At 73.4% G+C, this 24,257-nt stretch carries 20 protein-coding genes; 14 read left to right on the forward strand and 6 right to left on the reverse strand.

All coding sequences use genetic code 11. From position 1 onward, the window contains the following. Window positions 1-6: 6 nt before the first annotated feature. Entirely contained in the window at window positions 7-1,227 is a 1,221-nt protein-coding gene (locus ACFO4E_RS02125) for a DUF418 domain-containing protein (protein ID WP_378570983.1), read from the reverse strand. 85 nt (window positions 1,228-1,312) lie between these two features. On the opposite strand from ACFO4E_RS02125, the gene ACFO4E_RS02130 reads away from it, so the two are divergent. The 6 genes from ACFO4E_RS02130 to ACFO4E_RS02155 all read left to right on the forward strand — a co-directional run bounded on the left by ACFO4E_RS02130 (window position 1,313) and on the right by ACFO4E_RS02155 (window position 9,816). Then, on the forward strand, window positions 1,313-1,957 hold the full coding sequence (locus ACFO4E_RS02130) for a TetR/AcrR family transcriptional regulator (protein ID WP_378570985.1): 645 nt from the start codon (window positions 1,313-1,315) through the stop codon (window positions 1,955-1,957). A 363-nt stretch (window positions 1,958-2,320) separates the two neighbouring features. Next, complete coding sequence (gene hrpA, locus ACFO4E_RS02135) at window positions 2,321-6,244, forward strand: ATP-dependent RNA helicase HrpA (protein WP_378570987.1); 3,924 nt, start codon at window positions 2,321-2,323, stop codon at window positions 6,242-6,244. 541 nt (window positions 6,245-6,785) lie between these two features. Next, complete coding sequence (locus tag ACFO4E_RS02140; RefSeq protein ID WP_378570989.1) at window positions 6,786-8,339, forward strand: sensor histidine kinase; 1,554 nt, start codon at window positions 6,786-6,788, stop codon at window positions 8,337-8,339. Between the two features lie 56 nt (window positions 8,340-8,395). Further along, a complete protein-coding gene (locus ACFO4E_RS02145) occupies window positions 8,396-8,821 on the forward strand; it encodes a roadblock/LC7 domain-containing protein (protein ID WP_465263119.1) in 426 nt (141 codons plus the stop codon). A gap of 61 nt (window positions 8,822-8,882) precedes the next feature. Continuing rightward, window positions 8,883-9,242 carry a DUF742 domain-containing protein gene (locus ACFO4E_RS02150; RefSeq protein WP_378570993.1) on the forward strand — a complete coding sequence of 120 codons (360 nt, stop codon included), beginning with the start codon at window positions 8,883-8,885 and terminating at the stop codon, window positions 9,240-9,242. A 13-nt stretch (window positions 9,243-9,255) separates the two neighbouring features. Beyond that, window positions 9,256-9,816, forward strand: a complete 561-nt coding sequence (locus ACFO4E_RS02155; protein ID WP_378571605.1) for a GTP-binding protein — start codon at window positions 9,256-9,258, stop codon at window positions 9,814-9,816. A 99-nt stretch (window positions 9,817-9,915) separates the two neighbouring features. Here ACFO4E_RS02155 and ACFO4E_RS02160 read toward each other — a convergent pair whose 3' ends face one another. Both ACFO4E_RS02160 and ACFO4E_RS02165 read right to left on the reverse strand, forming a co-directional pair. Continuing rightward, entirely contained in the window at window positions 9,916-11,067 is a 1,152-nt protein-coding gene (locus ACFO4E_RS02160; protein WP_378570995.1) for a M20 family metallopeptidase, read from the reverse strand. Window positions 11,068-11,103: 36 nt separating this feature from the next. Further along, on the reverse strand, window positions 11,104-12,648 hold the full coding sequence (locus ACFO4E_RS02165; RefSeq protein WP_378570997.1) for an AbgT family transporter: 1,545 nt from the start codon (window positions 12,646-12,648) through the stop codon (window positions 11,104-11,106). A 163-nt stretch (window positions 12,649-12,811) separates the two neighbouring features. Between ACFO4E_RS02165 and ACFO4E_RS02170 the strand changes: the two genes are divergently transcribed. The 7 genes from ACFO4E_RS02170 (at window position 12,812) to ACFO4E_RS02200 (ending at window position 19,470) form a co-directional block, all read left to right on the forward strand. Next, window positions 12,812-13,861, forward strand: a complete 1,050-nt coding sequence (locus ACFO4E_RS02170; protein WP_378570999.1) for an Lrp/AsnC family transcriptional regulator — start codon at window positions 12,812-12,814, stop codon at window positions 13,859-13,861. A gap of 88 nt (window positions 13,862-13,949) precedes the next feature. Beyond that, the gene (locus ACFO4E_RS02175) at window positions 13,950-14,999 is read left to right on the forward strand and encodes a lactonase family protein (protein ID WP_378571001.1); all 1,050 of its coding nucleotides are present in this window, start codon (window positions 13,950-13,952) and stop codon (window positions 14,997-14,999) included. A gap of 211 nt (window positions 15,000-15,210) precedes the next feature. Next, window positions 15,211-15,822 (forward strand): biotin transporter BioY, encoded by a 612-nt coding sequence (locus tag ACFO4E_RS02180; protein WP_378571003.1) that lies wholly within the window; start codon window positions 15,211-15,213, stop codon window positions 15,820-15,822. Between the two features lie 59 nt (window positions 15,823-15,881). Next, the gene (locus ACFO4E_RS02185; RefSeq protein WP_378571005.1) at window positions 15,882-16,619 is read left to right on the forward strand and encodes an energy-coupling factor ABC transporter ATP-binding protein; all 738 of its coding nucleotides are present in this window, start codon (window positions 15,882-15,884) and stop codon (window positions 16,617-16,619) included. Beyond that, window positions 16,616-17,215: an energy-coupling factor transporter transmembrane component T family protein gene (locus tag ACFO4E_RS02190; RefSeq protein WP_378571007.1), complete on the forward strand. Its 600-nt coding sequence runs from the start codon at window positions 16,616-16,618 to the stop codon at window positions 17,213-17,215. Before ACFO4E_RS02185 ends, ACFO4E_RS02190 begins: the two co-directional genes overlap by 4 nt. Before the next feature lie 293 nt (window positions 17,216-17,508). Further along, complete coding sequence (locus ACFO4E_RS02195; protein WP_378571009.1) at window positions 17,509-18,411, forward strand: serine hydrolase; 903 nt, start codon at window positions 17,509-17,511, stop codon at window positions 18,409-18,411. A 45-nt stretch (window positions 18,412-18,456) separates the two neighbouring features. Further along, on the forward strand, window positions 18,457-19,470 hold the full coding sequence (locus ACFO4E_RS02200) for a threonine aldolase family protein (protein ID WP_378571011.1): 1,014 nt from the start codon (window positions 18,457-18,459) through the stop codon (window positions 19,468-19,470). A gap of 58 nt (window positions 19,471-19,528) precedes the next feature. On the opposite strand, the gene ACFO4E_RS02205 is transcribed toward ACFO4E_RS02200, so the two are convergent. The 3 genes from ACFO4E_RS02205 to fabG all read right to left on the reverse strand — a co-directional run bounded on the left by ACFO4E_RS02205 (window position 19,529) and on the right by fabG (window position 22,739). Continuing rightward, window positions 19,529-20,647, reverse strand: a complete 1,119-nt coding sequence (locus ACFO4E_RS02205) for an acyl-CoA dehydrogenase family protein (protein WP_378571013.1) — start codon at window positions 20,645-20,647, stop codon at window positions 19,529-19,531. Beyond that, window positions 20,644-21,849, reverse strand: a complete 1,206-nt coding sequence (locus ACFO4E_RS02210) for an acyl-CoA dehydrogenase family protein (RefSeq protein WP_378571015.1) — start codon at window positions 21,847-21,849, stop codon at window positions 20,644-20,646. The genes ACFO4E_RS02205 and ACFO4E_RS02210 overlap by 4 nt, the downstream gene beginning before the upstream one ends. 131 nt (window positions 21,850-21,980) lie before the next feature. Next, window positions 21,981-22,739, reverse strand: a complete 759-nt coding sequence (gene fabG, locus ACFO4E_RS02215; RefSeq protein ID WP_378571017.1) for a 3-oxoacyl-ACP reductase FabG — start codon at window positions 22,737-22,739, stop codon at window positions 21,981-21,983. A 183-nt stretch (window positions 22,740-22,922) separates the two neighbouring features. On the opposite strand from fabG, the gene ACFO4E_RS02220 reads away from it, so the two are divergent. Next, window positions 22,923-23,816, forward strand: coding sequence for an amidohydrolase family protein (locus ACFO4E_RS02220; protein ID WP_378571018.1), 894 nt, complete (start codon window positions 22,923-22,925; stop codon window positions 23,814-23,816). Window positions 23,817-24,257 lie beyond the last annotated feature (441 nt).

Raw genomic sequence — 24,257 nt, forward strand, 5'->3', positions numbered from 1 at the left:
CGCCCGTCAGGCGACCCCGGCGCCGCGGGGCGGGTCGTGCGCGGGGCGCGCTGAGTCCGCGGGACCGTAGGTGAGGCGCCGCAGGGCGGTCTCGGTCGGCCCGCGCCGGCCGGACCGGCTCAGCAGTTCGGCCACGACGACCGTGGCCAGCCAGACCGCCGCCCCGACCCCGATCGCCTCCATGCCGTTGAGCGCCCCCGCCAGGTCGAGCGTGTAGGGGGTGAACAGGATCAGCCAGGCCAGCGATTGCAGCAGGTAGCAGGTCATGGAGCGCTGCCCGCAGGCGGTCAGCGCCCGTGTCGCCAACCCCCTCCGGCCGCCGATCGCCACCGCGGCCAGCGCGATCAGCGCGGCGTAGCCGAATCCGCCCGCGTAGCCGCTGAGGGTGTGCAGCCACCCCATCGCCAATGACGCGGCGATCGGGGGCTCGGCCCAGGCGCCGATGGCGGTGAGCGCCTGGGGCAGCCCGCCGAGTGCGCCCACCGCGACGCCGATCAGGGCGGTCTTCACCAGCAGGCCGGTGTGCCGCGCGGGTTCGTCCAAGAGCCGGCGGCGGCCGGCCCACACGCCCACGAGGAAGGGGAGCACCGCGGTCAGCAGGAACAGGGGGACCGTGACCGGCCAGGACACCAGGCGGATCGCCATGTCGGTGAAGTAGTCCTGAGGCGGTGCCGTTCCGGAGGCGGATCCGCCGACCGACCCCAGGAGCACGTAGTACAGCACGGAGTAGAGGAGGGACCCCGCCACGCCCCAGACCGCGGCGTGGACGAGGAGCCGGCGACCGGAGAAGCGCAGCACGGGGGTGAGGAGCAGGGCGATGGCCCCGTAGACCGCCAGGATGTCCCCGGGGAACAGCAGTACGGTGTGGGCCAGGCCGAACACCACCAGCCAGCGGCCTCGGCGGCGCAGCAGGCCGCGGACCGGCGCCCAGTCGCGTCCGGACTCCTGCGCCCGGATCAGGATGCCGGCCAGGCCGTAGCCGAAGAGGGCCGCGAACATCGGGTAGCCGCGCGCCTCGCCGAACACCACCATCGCGAGGGTGGCGAGGGTGTCGGGCAGGGTGGCGGCCGCGCCGGTGCCGGACTGCATCTGCCAGATCATGTGGGCGTGCACGGTCGCGATGAGCAGCAGCATGACCCCGCGGGCGAGGTCGGGGGCGAGGGCACGGCCCGAGGCGGGGAGCGCGCGCTGTGCCTGCGCCGGCCCGGACGGCAAGGGGGATGCCATGAGAGTGTTCCCTTCTCGGCACTGCCCAGGGGCCGGCCGACGCATGAATTGGATACGTGTTCGTATCTAAAGATAGCACGATTGGATGCGTTCGCGTATCCAATTGGAGGAGTGGGGGAACGTGGGCGAGACCGACGCGCGACGCACGGGGACCCGGCGGCGCGGCGCCGAACTGATCCGGGCCATCCACGAGGCGGCCATCGGCGAGCTCCTGGAGGCCGGCCTGGGCCGGCTGACCATGGAGGGCATCGCCCGGCGCGCGGGCACCGCCAAGACATCGCTGTACCGGCGCTGGTCCTCACCGCACGAGCTGCTGCTGGACGCGTTCCGGCGGGAGTTCCCGCAGGAAGAGCCCTCCCCGTCGGCGGACGACCTCCGCGGCGACCTCATCCGGTCGCTGGAGCTGATGCGCGCGTGGCTGACCTCCCCGACGGCGCGCGCCATGGCCGCGATCATGACCGAGCGGGAACGCCACCCCGAACTCGTCGACGCGGTGTACCGGCAGGTGTTCGACGCCAAGGGCGGCCGCTTCACCCGGACCGTGCTCCTCCACTACGCCGAGCGGGGCGAGTTCGATCGGGAGCGGGTCACCCCTGTCGTCGCCGACATAGGGGAGGCGCTGATGCTGAAGTACAGCCTCGACAGCAACGCGCTCCCCGACGACGAAGCGATCGCCGCCATCGTGGATCAGGCGATCCTGCCCGCCCTCGGCCTGCACGGCCTGCACTGAGCGAGCCTGCGGGGCGCCGGTGGTGGCTGGACTGAGGAGCGGCGTGCGACCGAGGTACGAGGGAGCGCGCCGTGACGAGGGAAGCCGCCGCCTTAAGGGCGTTCCGCGGGCTGAGCGGGAAGCACCGGGCGAGCCTGCGGGGCGCCGGTGGTGGCTGGACTGAGGAGCGGCGTGCGACCGAGGTACGAGGGAGCGCGCCGTGACGAGGACTGTTTCCCCGGACCGGCGCCGCCTTGAGGGCGCTCCGCAGGCTGAGCGGGGAACACTGAGCGAGCCCGCGGCGGGCTGAGCGGCCGGAACCGGCGAGTCCCCTCGGGCCCTGGGCGAAAAACCCTTGCCCGCGCTCCTATCCTTGAATTCGGTATGAGAACCCCGCCCGCGAGATCGCCGCTCGCCGAACTCCGCGACCGCCTGCCCCAGCTGATGCCGATCGACCGGCACCGGCTGCGCCGCCGTATCGACGGACTCCAGAAGATCCGCGACGACCGCAAGCGCACCGCCGTCGCGGCGCAGATCGCCTCCGACATCGACCTCGCCGAACAGCGCCTGGAGCGGCGCCGCTCCGCCGTGCCGCGCATCACCTACCCCGAGGCGCTGCCCGTCAGCCGCCGCAAGGACGAGATCGCCGAGGCCATCCGCGACCACCAGGTGGTCATCGTCGCGGGCGAGACCGGGTCGGGCAAGACCACTCAGCTCCCCAAGATCTGCATGGAGCTGGGCCGCGGGGTCCTCGGCGCCATCGGCCACACGCAGCCGCGCCGCATCGCCGCGCGCACGGTGGCGGAGCGCATCGCCGAGGAACTGGCCACGCCCATGGGCGAGGCCGTCGGCTACAAGGTCCGCTTCACCGACCACTCCGGCGACGACACGCTGGTCAAGGTCATGACCGACGGCATCCTGCTCGCCGAGATCCAGCAGGACCGCATGTTGCGGCGCTACGACACCCTCATCATCGACGAGGCCCACGAGCGCAGCCTCAACATCGACTTCCTGCTCGGCTACATCAAGCAGCTGCTGCCCCGCCGCCCCGACCTCAAGGTCGTCATCACCTCGGCGACCATCGACCCCGAGCGCTTGTCCCGGCACTTCGGCGACGCCCCCGTCGTGGAGGTCTCGGGCCGCACGTTCCCGGTGGAGGTCCGCTACCGCCCGATCGAGGGCGACGCCGGGGAACCCGGCACCGGCGAGGACCGCGACCAGGTCCAGGCCATCATCGACGCCGTCGACGAACTCCGCGCCGAGGGGACCGGGGACATCCTGGTCTTCCTGAGCGGGGAGCGGGAGATCCGCGACACCGCGGAGGCGCTGGAGAAGCAGCGGCTGCGCGACACCGAGATCCTGCCGCTCTACGCCCGGCTGTCGGCCGCCGAGCAGCACCGGGTGTTCAGCGGCCACCGGGGGCGGCGGATCGTCCTGGCCACCAACGTCGCCGAGACCTCCCTGACCGTCCCCGGCATCCGCTATGTGATCGACCCCGGCACCGCGCGGATCTCCCGCTACAGCCACCGCACCAAGGTGCAGCGGCTGCCCATCGAGGCCGTCTCGCAGGCGTCGGCCAACCAGCGCAAGGGACGCTGCGGGCGGGTGGCCGAGGGCGTCTGCATCCGGCTGTACTCCGAGGAGGACTTCCTCTCCCGTCCGGAGTTCACCGATCCCGAGATCCTGCGCACCAACCTCGCCTCGGTCATCCTGCAGATGGCGTCGCTGGGGCTGGGCGACGTCGCGGCGTTCCCCTTCGTCGAGGGCCCCGACCGCCGCCAGATCAAGGACGGGGTGACCCTGCTCCAGGAACTGGGCGCGCTCGACACCGGGGAGGACGGTCCCGAGCGGCGCCTCACCCCCATGGGCCGCCGGCTCGCCCAGTTGCCGGTCGACCCCCGGCTGGCCCGCATGGTCCTGGAGGCCGAGGCCAACGGCTGCGTCCGCGAGGTCATGATCATCGCGGCGGCGCTGTCGATCCAGGACCCGCGCGAGCGCCCGGTCGACAAACAGCAGGCCGCCGCCGAGAAGCACGCCCGGTTCGCCGACAAGGAATCGGACTTCCTCGCCTACCTGAACCTGTGGTCCTACCTCCAGGACCAGCAGAAGGAGCTGTCCGGCAGCCGCTTCCGCCGCCTGTGCCGCGACGAGTTCCTGAACTACCTGCGGGTCCGCGAGTGGCAGGACATCTACAGCCAGCTCAAGCAGGTCGCCAAGACCATGGGGATCACCCTCAACAGCGCCGCCCCCGACCCCCGCAACGTGCACATCTCCCTGCTGTCGGGCCTGCTCTCCCATATCGGCCTGAAGGACCCGGAGAAACACGAGTACCTGGGCGGGCGCGGGGCGCGGTTCGCCGTCTTCCCCGGCTCCTCGCTGTTCAAGAAGCAGCCGCGCTATGTGATGGCCGCCGAACTGGTCGAGACCTCGCGGCTGTGGGGCCGCATGGTGGCGCGCATCGAACCGGAGTGGGCCGAGCAGCTCGCCGGCCACCTGGTCAAGCGCACCTACAGCGAACCCCACTGGGAGAAGAACCGCGGCGCCGTCATGGCCTATGAGCGCGTCACCCTCTACGGCGTGCCGATCGTGGCCCAGCGCAAGGTGGGCTACGGCTCCGTCGACCCCGAGGTCTCCCGCGAGCTGTTCATCCGGCACGCGCTCGTCGAGGGCGACTGGCAGACCCACCACCGCTTCTTCCACGACAACCGCCGGCTGCTGGCCGAGGTCGAGGACCTGGAGCACCGCGCGCGCCGCCGCGACATCCTCGTCGACGACGAAACGCTCTTCGCGTTCTACGACGAGCGCGTGGGCGACGAAGCGGTGTCGGCCGCGCACTTCGACGCCTGGTGGAAGCGTGCCCGCCGCGGCGACCCCGACCTGCTGTCCTTCGAGAAGTCCATGCTCATCAACGAGGGGTCCGGGGAGGTCAAGGAGGAGGACTACCCCGATTCCTGGCGCCAGGGCGACCTCGTCTTCCCGCTCACCTACCAGTTCGAGCCGGGCGCCGAGGCCGACGGCGTCACCGCCCACATCCCCCTCAAGGTCCTCAACCAGGTCGGCTCGGAGGGGTTCGACTGGCAGATCCCCGGCCTGCGCGCCGATCTGGTCACGGCGCTGCTGCGCTCCCTGCCCAAACCGCTGCGCCGCAACTTCGTGCCCGTGCCCGACCACGCGGCGAAGGTGCTGGGCGTCCTGACGCCCTACGGCGAGCCGCTGACCGAGGCGCTGGGCCGCGAACTGGGGCGGATGAGCGGGGAGCGCATCTCGCCCTCGGACTTCCAGCTGGACCGCGTCCCCGACCACTTGCGGATCACCTTCCGCGCGGTCGACGACCGGCAGCGGACGCTGGCCGAGGACAAGGACCTCGACGCCCTGCGCGGCCGGCTGCGCCCGCGGTTGCAGAAGGCGATCGCGGCGGAGGCCAAGGGGATCGAGAAGTCCGGGCTCACCGACTGGGACTTCGGCCCGCTCCAGCCCGTATTCGAGCGCAAGTCGGCCGGTCCCGCGGTGAAGGGCTATCCGGCGCTGGTCGACGACGGGGCCGACGCGGCCATCCGCATCTTCGACACCGAGGCCGAGCAGCGGTCGGCCATGTGGGGCGGGGTGCGGCGGCTGCTGCTGCTCCAGGTCCCCTCACCCGCGGCGTCGGTCCTGCGCGGGCGGGACAACACCGCCAAGCTCGCTCTCGGCCACAACCCCCACGGCGGTGTCCAGCGGCTCCTCGACGACTGCCTCCAGTGCGCCGTCGACTCCCTCATGGCGGAGGCGGGCGGTCCGGTGCGCGACCCCGATGCCTTCACCGCGCTGCGCGACCACGTGCGCGCCGGGCTGCCCGACGCGCTGGAGGCGGTGGTGGCCGGCGTCGCGCGGGTCCTGGCCGCCGCCCACCGGGTGGGGCGCAGCCTGAAGGGGACCACGAGCCTGGCCGTCCTGCCCTCGCTCAACGATGCCCAGGGCCAGCTCGCCGGCCTGATCCACGCCGGGTTCGTCACAGAAGCGGGCCGGCGCCGCCTGCCCGATCTGGAGCGCTACCTGCGGGCGATCGACATGCGCCTGGCCAAGCTCCCGGAGAACCCGCGGCGCGACCAGGTCAACATGGCCAAGGTCGAGCAGATGCGGCTGGCGCGGGAGAAGCTCCTCGCCGGCCTTCCGGCGGGCCGGGCCGACGACCCTGATGTGCGCGAGACCCGCTGGATGCTGGAGGAGCTGCGGGTCAGCTTCTTCGCGCAGGAGCTGGGGACCGCCTACCCGGTCTCGGAGAAGCGCATCCTGAAGGCGATCGCGGCGGCCGAGGAACGGCGGGCCTGAACGCATACGCACCCGCCCGCTCCGGACCCGTCCGGACTGGGATCTCACGTTGCGTGACCGGGGGGCGGTGCGCTCCGGTGGAGGTCCGGACCTGCGATGAGGGGTCGCCGGGTCCGGCCACGCATCGTGTTTGTGATTTTGGTCATAAAAAGCCGAATGGGCGTTCCGTCGGGTTCCGCCGCCGGTCACGCCGTCGCAGGTGTGCCGACCAAGATCACATTCGCGGGGGCCCGGAACTGGGCGGGCACCCCCGCCGGCCCGCGGGACGCCTGATTGCGCAAGGCTTTCTGTGCTAGCGTGACCGCCGATTCGTTGAGATTAAGGCGGTATTCCCGGCGGTTCGCCCGTCGCGGCCGTGATCACGCAGCGCGATCGGTCTCCCTCGCGGCCCACTGTTCTCCGGCCGTCCGGAGGGCGCGGTGCACCCGGCGCCGACCGAGACGCATACGCGCGGCCCACCGTCCGACAGTTCCCCCCGTATACGAGGAGATGTGCTGTGGCGCAGGCGCCATCATCGACTGGGCAAGGGAATCAGCCCCAGATGCAGCCATCGGCTGGACAGAACGGGGAGCACCCCCTCACGCACATGATGCGCGCGGAGGGTACCGGCACCGCCCCGCCGCCCGAGCGCGGGCGCTGGCAGCGCTTCACCGAGCGCCTCGGTCTCGGCCGCCGCCCCCGGCCGTCGTCCGGTCAGATGACCGCACAAGAGCTGTTCAACGCGCAGCAGCGGCTCTACGCGCAGCAGCTCGCGCAGCAACAGCAGTTCGCCAACCAGCAGCAGGCCGCGGGCCAGCCCTACCCCCAGGCCCTGTACGGGCACCCCCAGCAGCCGCAGCAGCCCGTCGCCTACGCGCCGCAGCAGCACCCGGGGCAGTACCCGTACCCCCAGCAGCACCCCCAGCAGCAGGCGTGGGGGCAGCCCCAGGCCCAGGTCCCGGCCCCGGAACAGGCGGCGCCGCCCGCGCCGGCGACCGGCACCGGACCGCAGTCCGCCGGGCGGGCGCAGGACCCGGCCGCGGAGCAGCCGGCACCCGCCGCGAAGTCCGAGATCCAGCAGCAGGAGCTGGTCACCGGCACCCTGGCGGGACTGGCCCTGCGCGACCTCGCGCTCGTCGACTCCCTCATCGAGGTCGTCGAAGAGCTGGAGGACAGCAGCGAGGACCCGGAGCTGCTGGAGAAGCTGTTCAAGATCGACAACCTCGCCACGCGGATGCGCCGCAACGGTGAGAACCTGCTGGTCCTGGCCGATCAGGACTCCGGCGACACCTCGACCGATCCGGTGCCGCTGCTCGACGTGGCCCGTGCGGCGATCTCCGAGATCAGCGAGTACCAGCGCGTCCAGCTGGGCCGGCTCCCGGAGCTGTTCGTCTCCGGTACGGCCGCCGACGACATCAGCCACCTCCTGGCCGAGCTGATGGACAACGCGACGGAGAAGTCGCCCGAGCACGCGCAGGTCGTCGTCAGCGCCCAGCGGATGGGCGGCGACAAGCTGCTCGTCACGGTCGAGGACGAGGGCATCGGCATCCCCGCCGCGCAGCTCGAATCGCTCAACGCCCGGCTGCGCGGTGAGCCGGTGCTCGACGAGCAGGTCATCCGGCACATGGGCCTCTACGTCGTCAGCCGCATCGCGCACCGCCACGGTGTCCAGGTGCAGCTGGAGGCGCGCGCCTTCCGCGGCGTGAGCGCCCACGTCGTGCTGCCCGCCGACCTGTTCGGCACCACCGGACCGCGCCCCGCGGCGCCCCCGTCGGAACCCCGCCCCGCGCCGCGCCACGTGCCGGCCGGCCAGTCCCCGGACCACACCGCCCGCCCGGCCCAGCCCGCTCCCGTCTCGCACAAGCAGGAGAAGAGCAGTGCCATGGACTCCTCGGTGACCGCGGCGGGGCTGCCGCGACGCAGTGCGCACAAGAACACGGTGCCGGCTCCCATGGCGCCACCCCAGGAAGCCGCGCCGGCGGCCGATCCCGCCGAGCCGGCCGCAGAAGCGGAGACCCCCGCCGGGGGCGAAGGCGAGGGCACCTCCCGCGCCGAGCGGATCCGCGCCGACCTGGAAGGCTTCCTCGAAGGCCAGCGCGAGGCCGCGGATGAGTAGGGCGTTCCCGCAGGCCCGCGCGTTCCTGACCGAATCGACTGAGAATCTGGACGGATATGGACAACCGCTTGAGTGAGAGCGCTGAGAACTTCACCTGGCTCATCTCCAACTTCGTCTCGGAAGTCTCCGGGGTCGAGCACGCGGTGGTCGTCTCCTCCGACGGTCTGCTTCTCGCCGCCTCCCGTGACTTCCCCGACCAGTACGCCGAGCAGCTCGCGGCGATCGCCAGCGGGCTGCAGAGCCTCGCCGACGGCACCGCGCGCATGTTCGGCAAGGGCGACACCGAGCAGCTGATCCTGCGCATGCAGCACGGCCACCTGTTCGTCATGTCCATCAGCGACGGCTCCTCACTCGCCGTGCTCACCAGCGGTGACGCCGACATGAAGATCGTCGCCTACAAGATGACGCTGCTGGTCGAGAGCGCGGGCCACGCGCTCACGCCCCAGTTGCGCAACCAACTGCGCGAGGTCATGGCCCCGTGACCCAGGCCATCGCCACCGCAACGCCGATCCGTGCCCGCTGGGTGAAGGGGGAGCCGCCGCAATGAGCAAGCGCAGGAGAAGGGGTACGCGGATCCGCCCCTACACCTTCACGGGCGGCCGCACGCGCTCCCGCCACCCGCTGATGGTGCAGACGCTGGTGTCGACCGCCGACGCCGGCGCCTCGACCCCGGCGAACCTGCTGCCCGAGTCGCAGAACATCTACGAACTGTGCAGAGAGGCGCGCTCGGTCGCCGAGATCGCCGCAGAACTGAAGATCCCCATGGGCGTCACCCAGGTGCTCCTCAGCGACCTGGCCGACCAGGGGCTCGTCTACATCCACCCGACCATCACGGGCCACAGCCCGTCGGAGAATCAAGTTCTGGAGAGGGCGCTGCGTGGACTCGAACGTCTCTTCCAATAAGAGCAACGCGTCGCTGGTTTCCACCAAGATCGTCATCGCGGGTGGATTCGGCGCGGGCAAGACCACCCTGGTGGGCTCGGTATCGGAGATCCCCCCGGTCTCCACCGAGGCCGTCATGACCGAGGCCAGCGTGGCCCACGACGACACGTCGGCCACGCCCGGGAAGGTCACCACCACCGTCGCCATGGACTTCGGTCGGCTCACCCTGGAACAGGAGCTGATCATGTACATGTTCGGCACCCCGGGGCAGGCCCGCTTCTGGTTCATGTGGGACGACATCGTGCGCGGCGCGGTGGGTGCCGTCATCGTCGTCGACAGCCGCCGGCTCGCCGACTGCTTCGACGCGATCGACTACTTCGAGAAGCACCAGAACATCCCCTACATCGTCGCGCTGAACAAGTTCGACGGGGAGCTCGGCTACAGCGTCGACGAGATCCGCGAGGCGCTGGAGATCGCGCCCGACATCCCGATCGTCGAGTTCGACGCGCGCGACCGCCGGTCCTCCGGCAACGTCCTGCGCCGACTCCTGGAGTTCACGCTCTCGCGCCCGCGACGCGCCGAACTCGTCGGCTGACCGCCGGGAACGACGAAGAAAGGCGCGCGACCGGCCCGGTCGCGCGCCTTTCGTATCACCGCTGCGTCCCGGCCGGCGCCGGGACGCAGCGGACACCTCTCATTCCCCGGCGAGCGCCGTGAGCAGTCCGGACACCAGGGCCACCTGGTGCGGGGTGGCGCTGATCAGCACGTGCTCGTCGCGCGAGTGCGGTCCGGCGCCCGCCGCGCCCATTCCGTCCAGGACCGCGCCGCCCATGGCCGAGACGAAGTTGCCGTCGCTGGCCCCGCCGACCGCGACCTGCTCCAGGTCGCCGCCCAGGCCGAGCGCGACCTCGCGCGCCGTCGCGAACATCCGCTCGGTGGCCGGATTGGGGTTCATCGGAGGACGGTTCCAGCCTCCGCTGAGGCGCAGGCGCACCCGCGGGTCGGCGGGCGCGAGCGCGGCGAGGCCCGCGTCGATCCTCGGCATCTCGGCGGGGTCCTGGATGCGCACGTCGATCTCGCAGGTGGCCCGCCCGGCCACGACGTTGCGGCCGGTGCCGCCCGCGATCAGCCCGATGTTGACCGTGGTGCCGCGGGCGGGGTCCGCCAGGGCGGTGACCGCGGGAACCAGGCCGGCCAGCGCGTGCACGGCGCTGGCCCCCGCCTCGGGGTCGAGACCGGCGTGGGACTCCACGCCCAGCACCTCCAGGTCGAACAGGCCCATCCCCTTGCGCCCGGTCTTCACCCGGCCCTCGCGGCTGGGTTCCAGGACGAGCGCGAGGTCGGCGCCCTTGGCGGCGCGCTCGATGTGCGGTCGCGACGCCGGGCTGCCGATCTCCTCGTCGCCGGTGAGCAGCAGTCGCACCGTGGGCGTCGGCAGCCCGAGTCCGCGGAGTTCGCGCAGGGCCCACACCCCTTGGACGATCCCGGCCTTCATGTCGAAGCACCCCGGGCCGCTGAAGCGGTCGCCGTCGACGGACACCGGCCACCCGGCCAGGGTGCCCCGCGGCCACACGGTGTCGTAGTGGCACAGGAACAGCACGTCGCCGGCGCCGGTGCCGGGGTACACGGCCTCCAGCACATCGCCGTGGATTCCGCCGTCGTAGCGGACGCGCTCGGCCGGCGGGCCGAGCCGTTCGGCCAGCCACGCCTCGATGCCGTCCAGCCCGGCGTCGAGCAGGGCCTTGTCGTTGCTCGGTGTCTCCAGCTCCACCAGGCGGCGCAGGTCGGCCAGGACCTCGGGCAGGTCGCGCCGGGCCGCTTCGGCCAGGGCGGGGAGGGGGCTCACTTCGTCTCCTTCTGTTCTCGCGGTCGGGGCGGGCGGTCAGCGCACGGGGGCGCCGGGCCCCAGCGGGATGCCGAGGGCCCACCAGGCCAGGAAGAGCAGTGTCCAGCCGACGAGCAGGGTCATCGAGATGGGCAGGGTCAGGGAGAACAGCGTGCCGATCCCGGCCTTGCGGCTGTAGCGCTGGAGGAACCCGAGCGCCATCACGAAGTAGGCGCTCATCGGGCTGATGACGTTGGTGGTGGAGTCGGCGATCCGGAAGACCGCCTGCGTGGTCTCGGGCGACACGTCGAGCAGCATCATCATGGGCACGAAGATGGGGCCGATCAGCGCCCACTGCGCCGAGCCGCTCGTGATGATCAGGTTCATCAGGGAGATGATGAGGATCATGCCGAGGAAGAGCACCACCGGGTGCACCCCCGCCGCGTCGAGCAGCCCGGCGCTGCGGATCGCCATGACCTCGCCCAGGCCGGTCCACCGGAAGTAGGCGAGGAACTGCGAGGCGGCGAAGAACAGCACCAGCACGGGGGCGAGTTCGCGGACGCCGCCGACCATCGCCTCGGGGATCTCGCGGGCGCGGGTGATGCTGCCGGTGACGCGTCCGTAGACGGCCCCGGACAGCAGGAACAGGAAGCCGAGCACGTAGGCGATGCCGGTGATCACCGGGGAGCCGAGGACGTCGCCCTCGGGACCGCGCAGCGGTGAGGAGGCGGGGGCGAGCGCGGCGGCGATGACGCCGGCCACCACGAGGACGGCCAGCCCCGCCAGCGCCAGGCCGCGGCGCTCGGCGCGCGACAACCGCATGTCGCCGAGTTCGGCGTCGGCGTCCTCGCCGTCGATCGCCAGCCCCTCCACCCGCTTGGCCAGGACGTACTCGGCGACCAGCGTGACCAGGACGGCGAGCACGATCGAGCTGACCGCGCTGAAGTAGTAGTTGGCCACCGGGGTGACCACGTAGCCGGGGTCGATGACCTGGGCGGCGCTCGTGGTCAGCCCGGCGAGGATGGCGTCGGTGGGGGTGATGAAGAGGGAGGCGTCGTAGCCGGCGGAGATGGAGCCGAAGGCGACGACCAGCCCCAGGATCGGGCTGCGCCCGGCGGCCTTGAACACCATGGCGCCCAGGGGGATGAGCACGACGTAGGCGGCGTCGGAGGCGACGCTGCCGCAGACGCCGGCCAGGGCGAGCGAGAAGGTGAGCAGCTTGCCGGGAACGCGGGTGACGCTGCCGCGCAGCAGCGCGTTGAGCATCCCGCTGCGCTCGGCCACCGCGACGCCGAGCATCACCACGACGATGAGCGCGAGCGGCGGGAACTCCGCGTAGTTGGTGATGGCGTCGCCGACGATCGTCTGCACGCCCTCGGCTGACAGCAGGCTCTTGACGGCGATGCGCTCGCCGTCGACGGGCGACACCGCCCCCGCGCCGAACGCGCTCAGGACGGCGCTGAGGACGATGACCAGCCCGGCCATGATCGTGAAGAGCCAGAAAGGGTGCGGCAGCTTGTTGCCCGCGCGTTCGATCGCCTGGAGGGCGCGCAAGAGGGGGGACGCCGGCCGTTCGGTCGGCGCGGATTCGGGCGTGGCCACGGGTACTCCTTCGATCCACTGCGGTCCGTGGTGGAGTGGGTCGCCTCCCGCCCCACTCATGACCAGTACATTTGACGGCCCATGGTGTGTTTTGTCAATGCTCGACCGTTGCGTGGGTGAATCATTCACATTAAGTCGGTTCGATAGTGCGTATCATCCGACTGTGCGCGACCCATCTCTGGATGACCTCGATCTGGACCTGGTGGCCGCCCTGCAACGGGCGCCACGGGCGCCGATCAACGTCCTGGCCGACGTCCTCGGCAGCTCGGCGAGCACCATCGGCCGCCGGCTCCAGCGCCTCCAGTCCGAGCACCTCCTGCGCGTCGTCGGCCAGGTCGACTGGCCGGTGTTCTCCGACGCCAACCCGCGCCACGTCTGGCTCCGCACGGACCCCGGACGCTCGGTCGGGGTCGCGCAGCGCCTCGCCGAGCGGCCCGAGACCCAGCTCGTCGCGCTCACCAGCGGCGAGGCCGACGTCTACTGCGTCGTCCACCCCACCGGCCGCGACCAGGTGCGCGACCTGCTCACCCGCGTCATCCCCTCGGTCGAGGGGGTGCGCTCCACCCAGTCCGACCTGGTCCTGCGCCCGGTCACGCGCGCCGACGCCTGGACCCTGGACCGGCTCTCCGCCGGCCAGGCCGCCGACCTCGCCCGGTACGGCCACGTCCCGTCGCCGGCGCCGGCCGACCCGGCGGAGCCGCCCTCGCCGCATGAACGGGCCGCGGCGCGGCTGCTCTACCGCGATGCCCGGATCGGATCGGGGGAGCTCGCCCGCGAGCTGGGCGTGAGCCAGTCCACCGCCTACCGGGTCGCCCAGTCGGTGCTGGAGCGCGGGGTCATCCGGCCGCGGGTGGAGGTGGAGCCCCCGCTGCTGGGGATGCGCCTGGAGGTCGTGCTGTCGCTGACGATCCACCCCGGCGCGATCACCCACGTGTCCGACCAGCTCGCCCGCCACCGCTCGGCGCGCTACGTCTCGGTGGTGGCCGGCGCCGGGTCGGTGATCCACCACGGGGTCTTCCGCGACGAGGCGGCGCTGGAGGGCTTCCTCTCGGCCGACCTCGCCGCACTGCCCGGTGTCACCGGTCTGCGGGTGTCCATCATGCTCGACGTCCTGCGCCGCTATTGGATCAAGCGGACCGGAGTGCGCCTGGGAGCGGCGGGCGTCCCCTTCCCCGGCTCCACGGTGGCCGCGGAGGAGGCGGAGGGGGCATGATCGTCCGAGGCGGGCGCGACCAGAGGGCGAGGGGATCGCGCACGACCGGAAGACCGGAACGACGGGCCCCGAGCGGATGGGACGGCACATGGCCGAGCGGCGCGGACTGTGGATCGGCACCTACACCCCCGGGTCCGTCCCGGCGGGATCGGGGGCGGGGATCCACCGGGTCCTGCTGGACACCGGCACCGGCGAACTGAGCGGCGGCGACCCCGCCGCGGCCGTCGAGGGCGCCTCCTTCCTGGCCGCCCACCCCCGCGGCGGGCTGCTCTACGCCGTCAGCGAGCTGGACGCGGGGCGGGTGACCGGGTTCGCCGTGGACGGCGCCCGCGCGCCCGCCGAGGCCGGGTCGGCGCCGACGGGCGGCGGCTCGCCGTGCCACGTGGCCGTGCACCCCGCGGGCCGGCACATCATCACGGCGAACTACGCCGACGGGTCGGTGGGCGTCCACCGCCTGGACGCCGCGGGCGTCCCCGGGACCCCCCAGGTCCTCACCCACAGCGGCTCCGGCCCCGTCGCCGACCGGCAGGAACGGCCGCACGCCCACAGCACCGCCGTCGCGCCGGGCGGCGCCCACCTGCTCATCGCCGACCTGGGCACCGATGAACTGCGGTGCCACGCCTTCGATCCGCGGGCCCCCGAGCCCGCGGGTCCGGCGTCCACCGCCGCCCGCCTCGCCCCCGGGACGGGCCCCCGGCACATGGCGGTGCACCCCAGCGGGCACATCTTCGTCGCCGGCGAGCTGGACGCGCGCGTGCACGTGCTGCGCTGGGATCCGGCGACGGCCACCGCCGCAGCGGTGGCGGCCGTCCCGGCGGGGGCGGAGGCCGGCGACCACCCGTCGGAGATCGCGCTGTCCGACGACGGGGCGCGCCTCTACGTCGCCAACCGGGGCAGCGACACCATCGCGGCCTTCGCGGTGGCCGATGGCGGGGCGGACCTGCGGCCGCTGGGGCACGTCCCGGCCGGCGGCGCCTGGCCCCGGCACTTCACCCTGATCGGCGACCTCGTCGTGGTGGCCGCCCAGCACGACGGCGTCCTCGCCGTGCTGCGCGTCGACCCGCACAGCGGGGTGCCCGCCGACACCGGGCACCGCCTGGCCGTCCCCGACCCCGCCTGCGTGCTCGCCGCCTGGTGAGACGCCCCGGGGGCCGGAGCGGCCCGGTGCGCGACCGCGGAACGGCACGACATAGTGGGGGTGGGACCAGTCGGCGCGGGGCGCAATCGCGGAAGCCCACAACATCGCGGGGGTGGAACTGTCGCGGATTCCATCTTCCAGCGAACCGGGCATAGCGGACAATGGTGGGAGCGGTTCCGCCCTCCACCACCCCGGCACGATGGGAAGAGCCATGCCCGACACCCCTGCGCCCGCGGCCCGCCGCCGCGGCCTCACAGCGCGCGACCTCGCCCTCATCGCCGTGTTCGCGGCGCTGCTGGCGGTCCTGAGCATGCCGTTCGCCATTCCGGTGGGCCCCGTTCCCATCACCCTCCAGACCCTCGGCGTCATGCTCGCCCCCAGCCTGCTCGGCGCCAAGCGCGCGACGCTGGCCGTCCTCGCCTTCCTCGCCCTGACCCTGGCGGGGCTGCCCCTGCTGCCCGGCGGGCGCGGCGGGCTCGCCCCGTTCATCGGCCCCACCGGCGGCTACATGCTCGGCTGGGTGGCCGGGGCGCTGGTCATCGGGCTGATCGTGGGGCGGCTCCTGCCCCGCTACCGCTTCTGGGCCGGGTTCGGCGCCAACGTGCTGGGCGGGATCGGAGCGGTCTACCTCGTCGGTGTCCCGTGGAGCGCGGTCGCGCTCGGCGACGGCCTGCTGGCGACGGTGATCGGCGTCGGCGCGTTCCTGCCCGGCGACCTCGCCAAGGCAGCGCTGGCGGCGGCCATCGCGGCGGCGGTCCACCGCTCCTACCCCATCCCCCCGGCCGGCCGGCCCGCCGACACCGCGGCGCGCGAGGACGCATAGGCTGCCACCGGCACCCGCCACCGCCCGATACCCGATCCGACCAGGAGCGACGCCACCCGATGCTGCGAGTGGAGAACGTGACGCACGCCTACGGCGGCCGGCCCGTCCTGCGCGACGTCTCCCTGGACCTGGCCGAGCACCGGATCGGGATCATCGGCGCCAACGGGTCGGGCAAGTCGACGCTGGCCCGCACCCTCAACGGCCTCGTCCTGCCCGATTCCGGGCGGGTGCTGCTCGACGGCCGCGATACCCGGCGCGACACCCGGTGGATCCGCGGCCGGGTGGGCTTCGTCTTCGCCGACCCGGCGGCCCAGATCGTGATGCCCACGGTCGCCGAGGACGTGCAGATCGGGTTGCGCGGACGCGGCCTGGGCCGCGCCGAGATCCAGGAGAGGGTGGACGCGGTCCTGTGCCGCCACGGCCTGGAGGGGCACCGCGACCATCCGGCGCACCTGCTCTCCGGCGGCCAGAAGCAGATGCTGGCGCTGGCGTCGGTACTGGTCACCGAGCCCGATGTGCTCGTCTGCGACGAGCCGACGACCCTGCTCGACCTGCGCAACGTGCGGGTCGTGGAGCGGGCCCTGCGCGCACTGCCGCAGCAGGTCATCCTGCTCACCCACCACCTCGGCACCCTCGCCGGGTTCGACCGGGTCGTGGTCATGGACGAGGGGCGGGCGGTCTTCGACGGCGCCCCCGCGGCCGCGATCGCCCACTACACCGAGCTGATGGACGCCGGGGCCGCGGCCCCCGGCGACGACGCCGCCGCGCGGCCCGCCCCGGAGGAGCCCCGGACGTGAGCATGATCGGGCTCTACGTCCCCGGGACGTCGCCCGGCCACCGGCTGCCCGCCGGCGCCAAACTCCTCGCCCTGCTGGCCGTGGTCACCGCGATCGTCGCCGCCGCGAACCTCTGGGTGGCCCTGGCCGCCGTGCTCGCCGCGCTCCTGCTGCACCCCCTGTGCGGGCTCGGCCCCCGCGCGGCCGCGCGGACCCTGCGCCCGCTGCTGCCCTTCCTCGCCGTCATCGCCGCCTTCCAGGTGCTGGCGGGCGACGGGCCCGCGGCGGCACGGGTCTGCGCCCAGCTCGCCGCGGCGGTGCTGCTGTCGGGGCTGGTCACGATGACCACCCGGGTGAGCGAGATGCTGGCGCTCTTCGAGCGGCTGGCGCGCCCCCTGCGCTTCGCCGGGGTGCGCCCGGAGCGGGTGGCCCTGCTGCTCGCCCTGACCATCCGGTCCATTCCGATGGCGGCATCGGCCTGGCGCGCGTCGCGCGAGGCCTACATCGCCCGCGGCCTGCGCGGCCGGCCGCACCTGATGGTCGTGCCCGTCATCGTCGGCCTCATCCGTTCGGCCGAGGCCATGGGCGAGGCGCTGACCGCGCGCGGTATCGACTGAAGGAGCGGGGGATCGGGGCGCGCCGTGCCCGGTCCGGCAAGGGACCCGGGCCGCGGGTCAAGCCCACGACCATTCTTCGCCATTTTGTATATGAAACTCACCCTGTAGCTTCGGAATGGAGGTGCGTGGGGCACGCTCTCATCGTCCGTGCCCACGCCGACGGCAGTGCCGCCCCGACCCCGCGGACCACTGGGACCCACGGAGGTGACGCCGTGATGCACCGCCCGACTCACCCGAGCCGCGTCCACAGACAGCGGCCGACCCAGGCACGGCTCCGGCGGCTCCGCCGGCGCGTGTCGACACCGGCGGCGGCCCTTCTGCTCGGCGCGCTCCTCGGGGCCGGCTTCCCCGCCGCCGCGTCCGCCGCCCCCGGCCCGCCGGGGGAGGAGTCCGTTCTCGGCCAGCACCCGCTGCGCTCGCCCGAACCCGGCGTCGGCGCCCGCATCACGCGCAACCTCGATGACGAGGTCGCCGGCATGGCCGCCGGTACGCGCGTGGCGGTGTCGGTGCAGGAGCTCGGCAGCGGGACGACCTTCGACTACCACGCCGGTCAGCGGTTCGTCACGGCCAGCGCGGTCAAGGTCGACCTGCTGGTCCTGCTCATGCTGAAAGCGCAGGACGAGCACCGGGCGCTCACCGCCGACGAGCGCGACCTCCTGGCGCCCATGATCCGCTCCAGCGACAACGATGCGGCCGCGGAGGTCTACGACCGCATCGGGGGCGCGGAGGGCTATCGGGAGGGCGCCGCCCGGCTGGGGCTCACCACCACGCGCCCCGGCGACGACGACCACTGGGGCAAGACGGAGACCACCGTCGCCGACCGGCTCCGCGTCCTGCGCACGGTCTTCACCGTCGACAGCCCGCTGAGCCAGGAGCACCGCGCCTACGCGGTGGAGCTCATGGGCACCGTCGACCGCGACCAGGCATGGGGCGTGTCGGCCGCCGGCGACCCGGACCGCTCGGAGGTCAAGAACGGCTGGGTGTCCCGCAGCGCGGACAAGGGGAAATGGGCGGTCAACAGCACCGGGCACATCGTGCACAACGAGCGGTTCTACCTGGTCGCCGTCCTGTCCGACCACCACCGCGACGAGGCCACCGGCATCAAGCAGGTCGAGCGCTCGGCCACCACCGCGGTCGACGGCCTCGACCAGGCGCTCCAGGGGCCCGGAGCACGCGCGCCGCACGCGGCGCTCTAGGGTGGGGCCGACACCTCAACGCCGCAACGGAATCGGGGCCTCGCCATGATCGACCTGCGATCCGACACCGTCACCCGGCCGACGCCCGAGATGCGGCGCGCGATGGCCGAGGCCGAGGTCGGGGACGACGTCTTCGGCGAGGACCCCACCGTGCGGCGGCTGGAGGAGGAGACCGCCGCGCTGCTGGGCAAGGAGGACGCCCTCTACGTGTCCTCCGGGCACATGTCCAACCAGATCGCCGTCTACGTGTCGGCCGGCAGCGGCGAGGAGCTGTGGGCGCACGAGCGCTCCCACCTCGTGGCCAACGAGCAGGGCGGGACCTCGGTGCTGGCGCGGGTGCTGCCCCGCACCTACGCCGACCCCGCGGGCCACCCGCCCCAGGACCTCTTGGAGCGCTGGGCGTCCGGCACCGGCGATGTCCACCGTGCGCGGCCCGCGCTGATCAGCCTGGAGAACACCCTGACCGGCCTCGTCGTGCCGCTCGCCGAGCAGCGCCGCGTCGCCGCCTTCGCCCGCGCCCACGGGATGCGCGTGCACCTGGACGGCGCCCGGCTGTGGAACGCCGCGGTCGACCTCGGGGTCGCGCCCGCCGAGATCGCGGAGGACGCGGACACCGTCTCGGTCTGCTTCTCCAAGGGCCTGGGCGCCCCCGTGGGATCCGCCCTGGCCGGGGACGCCGACACCATTCGCCGCGCCCGCCGCGCCCGCAAGCTCCTGGGCGGCGGTATGCGCCAGGCCGGGATCATCGCCGCCGGCGCCCTCTACGCCCTGCACCACAACGTGGACCGGCTCGCGAGGGACCACGAGCGCGCCGCCCGCCTGGCGGAGGCGATCGCGGCGGTCCCCGGCCTGGGCGCGGAGGCCCGCACCAACATGGTGGTCCTGGAGGCGCCCGAGGGGCGGGCCGCCGACCTGGCCGCGGCGATCACCGGCCACGGGGTCGGCTGCGTGGTCCTCGGCCCCTCGCACATCCGGCTCGTCGCCCACCTGGACGTCACCGACTCCGACATCGACGACGCCGGCAAGCTCATCGCCGCCGCGGCCGCCACGCTGGACTGAGCCGCGCCCGCCCCGCCGGCGGCGTGCGGCGGCCGGGGACCGGCCGCCGCACGCCGCGTCAGACCGCGGCCACCGGGAGGCCGGCCAGGCGGGCCAGGGCCAGCCGGTGCCGGTCCGCGGTGCCGAGGGCGATCGCGTCGCTCTTGGCGCGCTTCAGGTAGAGGTGGGCCGGGTGCTCCCAGGTGAAGCCGATCCCGCCGTGCAGCTGCACCGCCTCCTCGGTGGCGCGCACCGCCACGCCTGAGACGAACGCCTGGGCGAGGGCGGCGCCCAGCTCCGCCTCCGGGCCGCCGCCCTCGGCCGCCCCGACGGCGTTGCGCACCACGGCGCGCGCCTGGGAGACCGCCACCCACAGGTCCGCCAGCCGGTGCTTGAGCGCCTGGAACGAGCCCACCGGGCGGCCGAACTGGTGGCGGGTCTTGAGGTAGTCCACCGTCGTGTGCAGCGCCCATTCCGCCACGCCCAACTGCTCCGCCGCCAGCAGCGCGGCCCCGGTGACCAGCGCCGACCGCAGCGCGTCCGCGGCGCGACCGCCCGAGGCCAGCAGCCGCGCCGGGACCGAGTCCAGCGCGATGTCGGCGAGCGGGCGCGTGAGGTCCAGGCTCATCACCGGCGATCGCACCGCCGCCGCCGCGTCCACCAGGTAGAGCCCGGGGCCGTCGGCGCCGACGGCCGGCACCACCAGGAGGTCGGCGGTGAGGGCGTCCGCCACCCCCGCCACCGTGCCCGTCAGCGCCCCGGCGGACTCCCGGACCGTGGCGGGGAACACCGCGTCCGGCCAGGTGCCCAGCGGGACCGCAACGGTGGCGGTCGCCTCTCCCGAGACCAGCGCCGACAGCGGGGCCGCCGCAGGCTCCCCGGCGGCCAGCAGCGCGGCCGTGGCCAGCACCGCGCTGCCGAGGAAGGGCACCGGGGCGACCGCCCGGCCCAGCTCCTCGGCGACGACGGCGGCCTCGCGCAGGCCGGCGCCCGCGCCGCCCAGCTCCTCGGGGACGGGCAGCGCGGCGCAGCCGAGGTCCGCCAGGTCCTTCCACAGGGCCAGATCGGTCACCTGCCCGGTCTCGACCCGGGCCAGGACGGCCGAAGCCGGGCTCTTGTCGGACAGCAGGGCGCGGACGCTCGCCCGCAGCTCCTCCTCGACCTCGCTGTAGAGCAGGTCGGGAACGGTCTCGCTCACTTGGGGAGGTCCTTCCAGGCGACGTCCTTGTCGACCCGGATCTCGGCGGGCAGGCCGAGGATCCGTTCGGCGATGATGTTGCGCAGGATCTCGGAGGTCCCGCCCTCGATGGAGTTGCCCTTGCTGCGCAGGTAGTGGAAGCCCGCGCCGCGCTGGGTGAAGTCGACGCCGTCGGGGCGGCGGAACGACCAGTCGTCGTAGACCAGCCCGTCCTGGCCCAGCAGCTCCAGCTCCAGGCCGGAGATCTCCTGGTTGAGCCGCGAGTACGAGTACTTGGCCGCCGACCCCTCGGGTCCGGGCTGGCCGACCGCCAGCTGCTGGCGCAGCCGCTCCTTGGTCAGCCGCGCGGCCTCGGCCTCCACCCACAGCTTCAGCAGGGCGTCGTGCAGGCCGGGGGTGCGCAGCTCGGGGCGGGACCGCCAGATGCCGGCGACGACGCCGATCAGGCCGCCCTCGCGCGGTTCGGTGTTGCCCCCGATGGAGACGCGCTCGTTCATCAGGGTGGTCTGGGCGACCTTCCAGCCCGCGCCGACCGCCCCGATCCGCTGGGAGTCGGGGATGCGGACATCGGTCAGGTAGACCTCGTTGAACTCCGCCTCGCCGGTGAGCTGGCGCAGCGGGCGCACGTCGACGCCCTCGGCGCTCATGTCGCAGATGAAGTAGGTGAGGCCCTGGTGCTTGGGGACGTCGGGGTCGGTCCGGGCCACCAGGATGGCCCACCGGGCGCGGTGGGCCAGCGACGTCCACACCTTCTGCCCGTTGACCACCCAGCCGTCGCCGTCGCGCTGCGCGCGGGTGCCGAGGGCGGCAAGGTCGGAGCCCGCGCCGGGCTCGCTGAAGAGCTGGCACCAGACCTCCTCGCCCGTATAGAGCGGCTTGAGGAAGCGCGCGCGCTGTTCGGGGGTGCCGAAGGCCAGGATGGTGGGGGCGGCCATACCGAGCCCGATGATCAGGCCCTCGCGGCCGGCGGGGGCGGCCCCCCGCGCGTCGAACTCCGCGTCGACCACGGACTGGAGGGAGCGCGGGGCGCCCAGCCCGCCCAGTCCTTCGGGGAAGTGCACCCAGGCCAGACCGGCGTCGAAGCGCGCGGCGAGCAGGTCGGTCCGGCCGGTGGTGGCGGGATCGTGGGCGGCGATGAAGTCGGCGACCCGTTTTCGCAGAGCGGGGGCGTCGAGCTCGGTGCCCGATGGATCCGATGTCATGGAACGCGAACCTCCGTTGGAACGGCGGCGGATTGAGGGGAGCCGAGGGCCGGACCCGCGGACGCCCGGGGTGCCGGGCCGGGGACGCGGCCGCGGAGCGGTGCGCCCGGCGCGGGCCACGGTCGCCGGGGCTAGTCCAGAGGACCGCCCGCGACATATATGACCTGGCCGGAGACGAACCCGGCCTCCTCACTGGTGAGGAACGAGATGGTCGCGGCGACGTCCGCCGGCCGGCCGGTGCGCCGTACCGGGATGCTCTCGGCCGCGGCCTTCTTGAACTCCTCGAAGTCCATGCCCACCCGTGCGGCGGTCTGGCGGGTCATGTCGGTCTCGATGAAGCCGGGCGCCACGGCGTTGGCGGTCACCCCGAACTTGCCCAGCTCGATCGCCAGGGTCTTGGTGAACCCCTGGAGCCCCGCCTTGGCCGCGGAATAGTTGGCCTGCCCGCGCTTGCCCTGGGCCGAGCTGCTGGACAGGCACACGATGCGGCCCCAGCGCTCCGACGTCATGTGCGCCTGGACGGCGCGGCTCATCAGGAAGGAGCCGCGCAGGTGCACGCCCAGGACGGTGTCCCAGTCGTTCTCCGTCATCTTGAACAGCAGGTTGTCGCGGATCACGCCCGCGTTGTTGACCAGGATCACGGGCGGGCCCAGCCGCTCCGCGACCTCGGCGACGGCGGCGGTGACCCTGTCCGCCTCGGCCACGTCGGCACCCAGCCCGATCGCCGTCCCGCCTTCGGCGGTGATCCGGTCGGCGGTCTGCCGGGCATCGGCCTCGTCGAGGTCGACGACGGCGACCGAGTGGCCGTCGCCGGCGAGTCTGCGGGCCGTGGCCGCACCGATGCCGCGGGCACCTCCGGTGACGATCGCGACGCGGGCGGTCTCTGACATGGCAACCTCCGGATGGGTGGTCCAGGACACACTGGGGAGATCCTATCCGTCCCATACCGACCAGGTGGTATGTGGCCGGGAAAGGGTGCCCCGAAAGCGGTCGCGCGTCCGTGACCTGCCCGTGTCCCGGGATCGCACCCGCGCCCTCGGCGGTGCCGCGGTCGCCCATGGGCGCTACGGTGGTTGCCCGCACCCATCCCGCTCAGCGCGGCGGGCGGGGCTCGGACGACCCCCGCGGCCCCGCACCGCCCGCTGTACCCCGGCCGAATCGAGGCGATGGCGCTGTTCGACGCCCACCTCCACATCATCGATCCGCGGTTCCCCCTCGCCACCGGGCAGGGCTACCGGCCGGAGCCGTTCACCGCCGCCGACTACCGCGCCCGCTGCGAACCGCTCGGCATCAGCGGCGGCGCCGTCGTCGCCGGCTCCTTCCAGGGCCCGGACCAGGCGTACCTGGTGGCGGCGCTGCGCGAACTGGGCCCCTCCTACGTCGGCGTCGCCGAACTGGCGCCCGACACCTCCGACTCCACGCTGCGCGACCTGCACGCCGCCGGCGTGCGCTCGCTGCGGCTCAACCTGTACCGCGGCACGGCCGGGGACCTGGACGCCCAGATCCATCTGGCGCGGCGCGCCGCCGAACTGCTGGGCTGGCCCTGCGAGCTCTACGTCGACTCCCGGGAGCTGGCGGCGCTCGCGCCGCGCATCGCGCCGCTGCCGCGCATCAGCATCGACCACCTCGGCCTCTCGCGCGAAGGGCTGCCCGCGCTGCTGGACCTGGTGGCGGGCGGCGCCCGGGTCAAGGCCACCGGCTTCGGCCGCGGCGACCTGGACGTCCCGGTCGCGCTGCGCTCCATCGCCGCGATCAACCCCGGCGCGCTCATGTTCGGCACCGACCTCCCGTCCACGCGGGCGCCCCGCCCGTTCCGCGGCACCGACATCGACGTGATCACCGACGCGCTCGGCCCCGGCCCGGCGGGCCCGGTCCTGCGCCGCAACGCGTTGGACTTCTACGGTCTCGCCGCCACGGGGGGCTCCCGCGCCGAGTTCCCGTCCGGCCCCGCGCCCTCGGCGTACTAGGCCCGCGCGGGGCGCCGCCCACCGTCCCGCGGGCGTTCGGCGGCACCGCGCGGCGGCGTCGGCCCCGGCACCGGCCCGCTGGGAACGGGGCCCGTTGCGTGACCGTCCGACACCGGACCGATGCGCCGGGTATCCGTCCGGCTCCGGGCGGGGAGGACCGGTCCCGCCCCGGGGGGCCGCCCCACCCCCGGTGTGGTGGCCCCACCACGTGCGGCGTGTGGCGGGCCGGTCAATACCCACAGTGACGAAAACTTGGTGCGCTGCGGGGTATCGTGACGCTACGAGAGCGCTCACGGTGGGCGCCGAGCCGGTTCCGGCTCCCGGGGACGGCCCGTCCAGGGCGGTCCGCGAGCCCACCGGGACGTTGAAAGGGGCGGTGAACGATGGCAGCCGTCGCAGATCGGAAACGGGTCGCGCGGGGGTCGGTCCGGCCCCCTGGCG

This window comes from Nocardiopsis mangrovi, from assembly GCF_042653925.1.
GTDB classification, from domain to species: Bacteria; Actinomycetota; Actinomycetes; order Streptosporangiales; family Streptosporangiaceae; genus Nocardiopsis_B; species Nocardiopsis_B mangrovi.

Bases quoted from the DNA above. Each gene is read 5' to 3' on its own strand.
- ACFO4E_RS02125 (WP_378570983.1), bottom strand. From the start codon at position 1,227: ATGGCATCCCCCTTGCCGTCCGGGCCGGCGCAGGCACAGCGCGCGCTC.
- ACFO4E_RS02130 (WP_378570985.1), top strand. From the start codon at position 1,313: ATGCGTTCGCGTATCCAATTGGAGGAGTGGGGGAACGTGGGCGAGACC.
- hrpA (WP_378570987.1), top strand. From the start codon at position 2,321: ATGAGAACCCCGCCCGCGAGATCGCCGCTCGCCGAACTCCGCGACCGC.
- ACFO4E_RS02140 (WP_378570989.1), top strand. From the start codon at position 6,786: ATGCAGCCATCGGCTGGACAGAACGGGGAGCACCCCCTCACGCACATG.
- ACFO4E_RS02145 (WP_465263119.1), top strand. From the start codon at position 8,396: ATGGACAACCGCTTGAGTGAGAGCGCTGAGAACTTCACCTGGCTCATC.
- ACFO4E_RS02150 (WP_378570993.1), top strand. From the start codon at position 8,883: ATGAGCAAGCGCAGGAGAAGGGGTACGCGGATCCGCCCCTACACCTTC.
- ACFO4E_RS02175 (WP_378571001.1), top strand. From the start codon at position 13,950: ATGGCCGAGCGGCGCGGACTGTGGATCGGCACCTACACCCCCGGGTCC.
- ACFO4E_RS02180 (WP_378571003.1), top strand. From the start codon at position 15,211: ATGCCCGACACCCCTGCGCCCGCGGCCCGCCGCCGCGGCCTCACAGCG.
- ACFO4E_RS02185 (WP_378571005.1), top strand. From the start codon at position 15,882: ATGCTGCGAGTGGAGAACGTGACGCACGCCTACGGCGGCCGGCCCGTC.
- ACFO4E_RS02200 (WP_378571011.1), top strand. From the start codon at position 18,457: ATGATCGACCTGCGATCCGACACCGTCACCCGGCCGACGCCCGAGATG.
- ACFO4E_RS02210 (WP_378571015.1), bottom strand. From the start codon at position 21,849: ATGACATCGGATCCATCGGGCACCGAGCTCGACGCCCCCGCTCTGCGA.
- fabG (WP_378571017.1), bottom strand. From the start codon at position 22,739: ATGTCAGAGACCGCCCGCGTCGCGATCGTCACCGGAGGTGCCCGCGGC.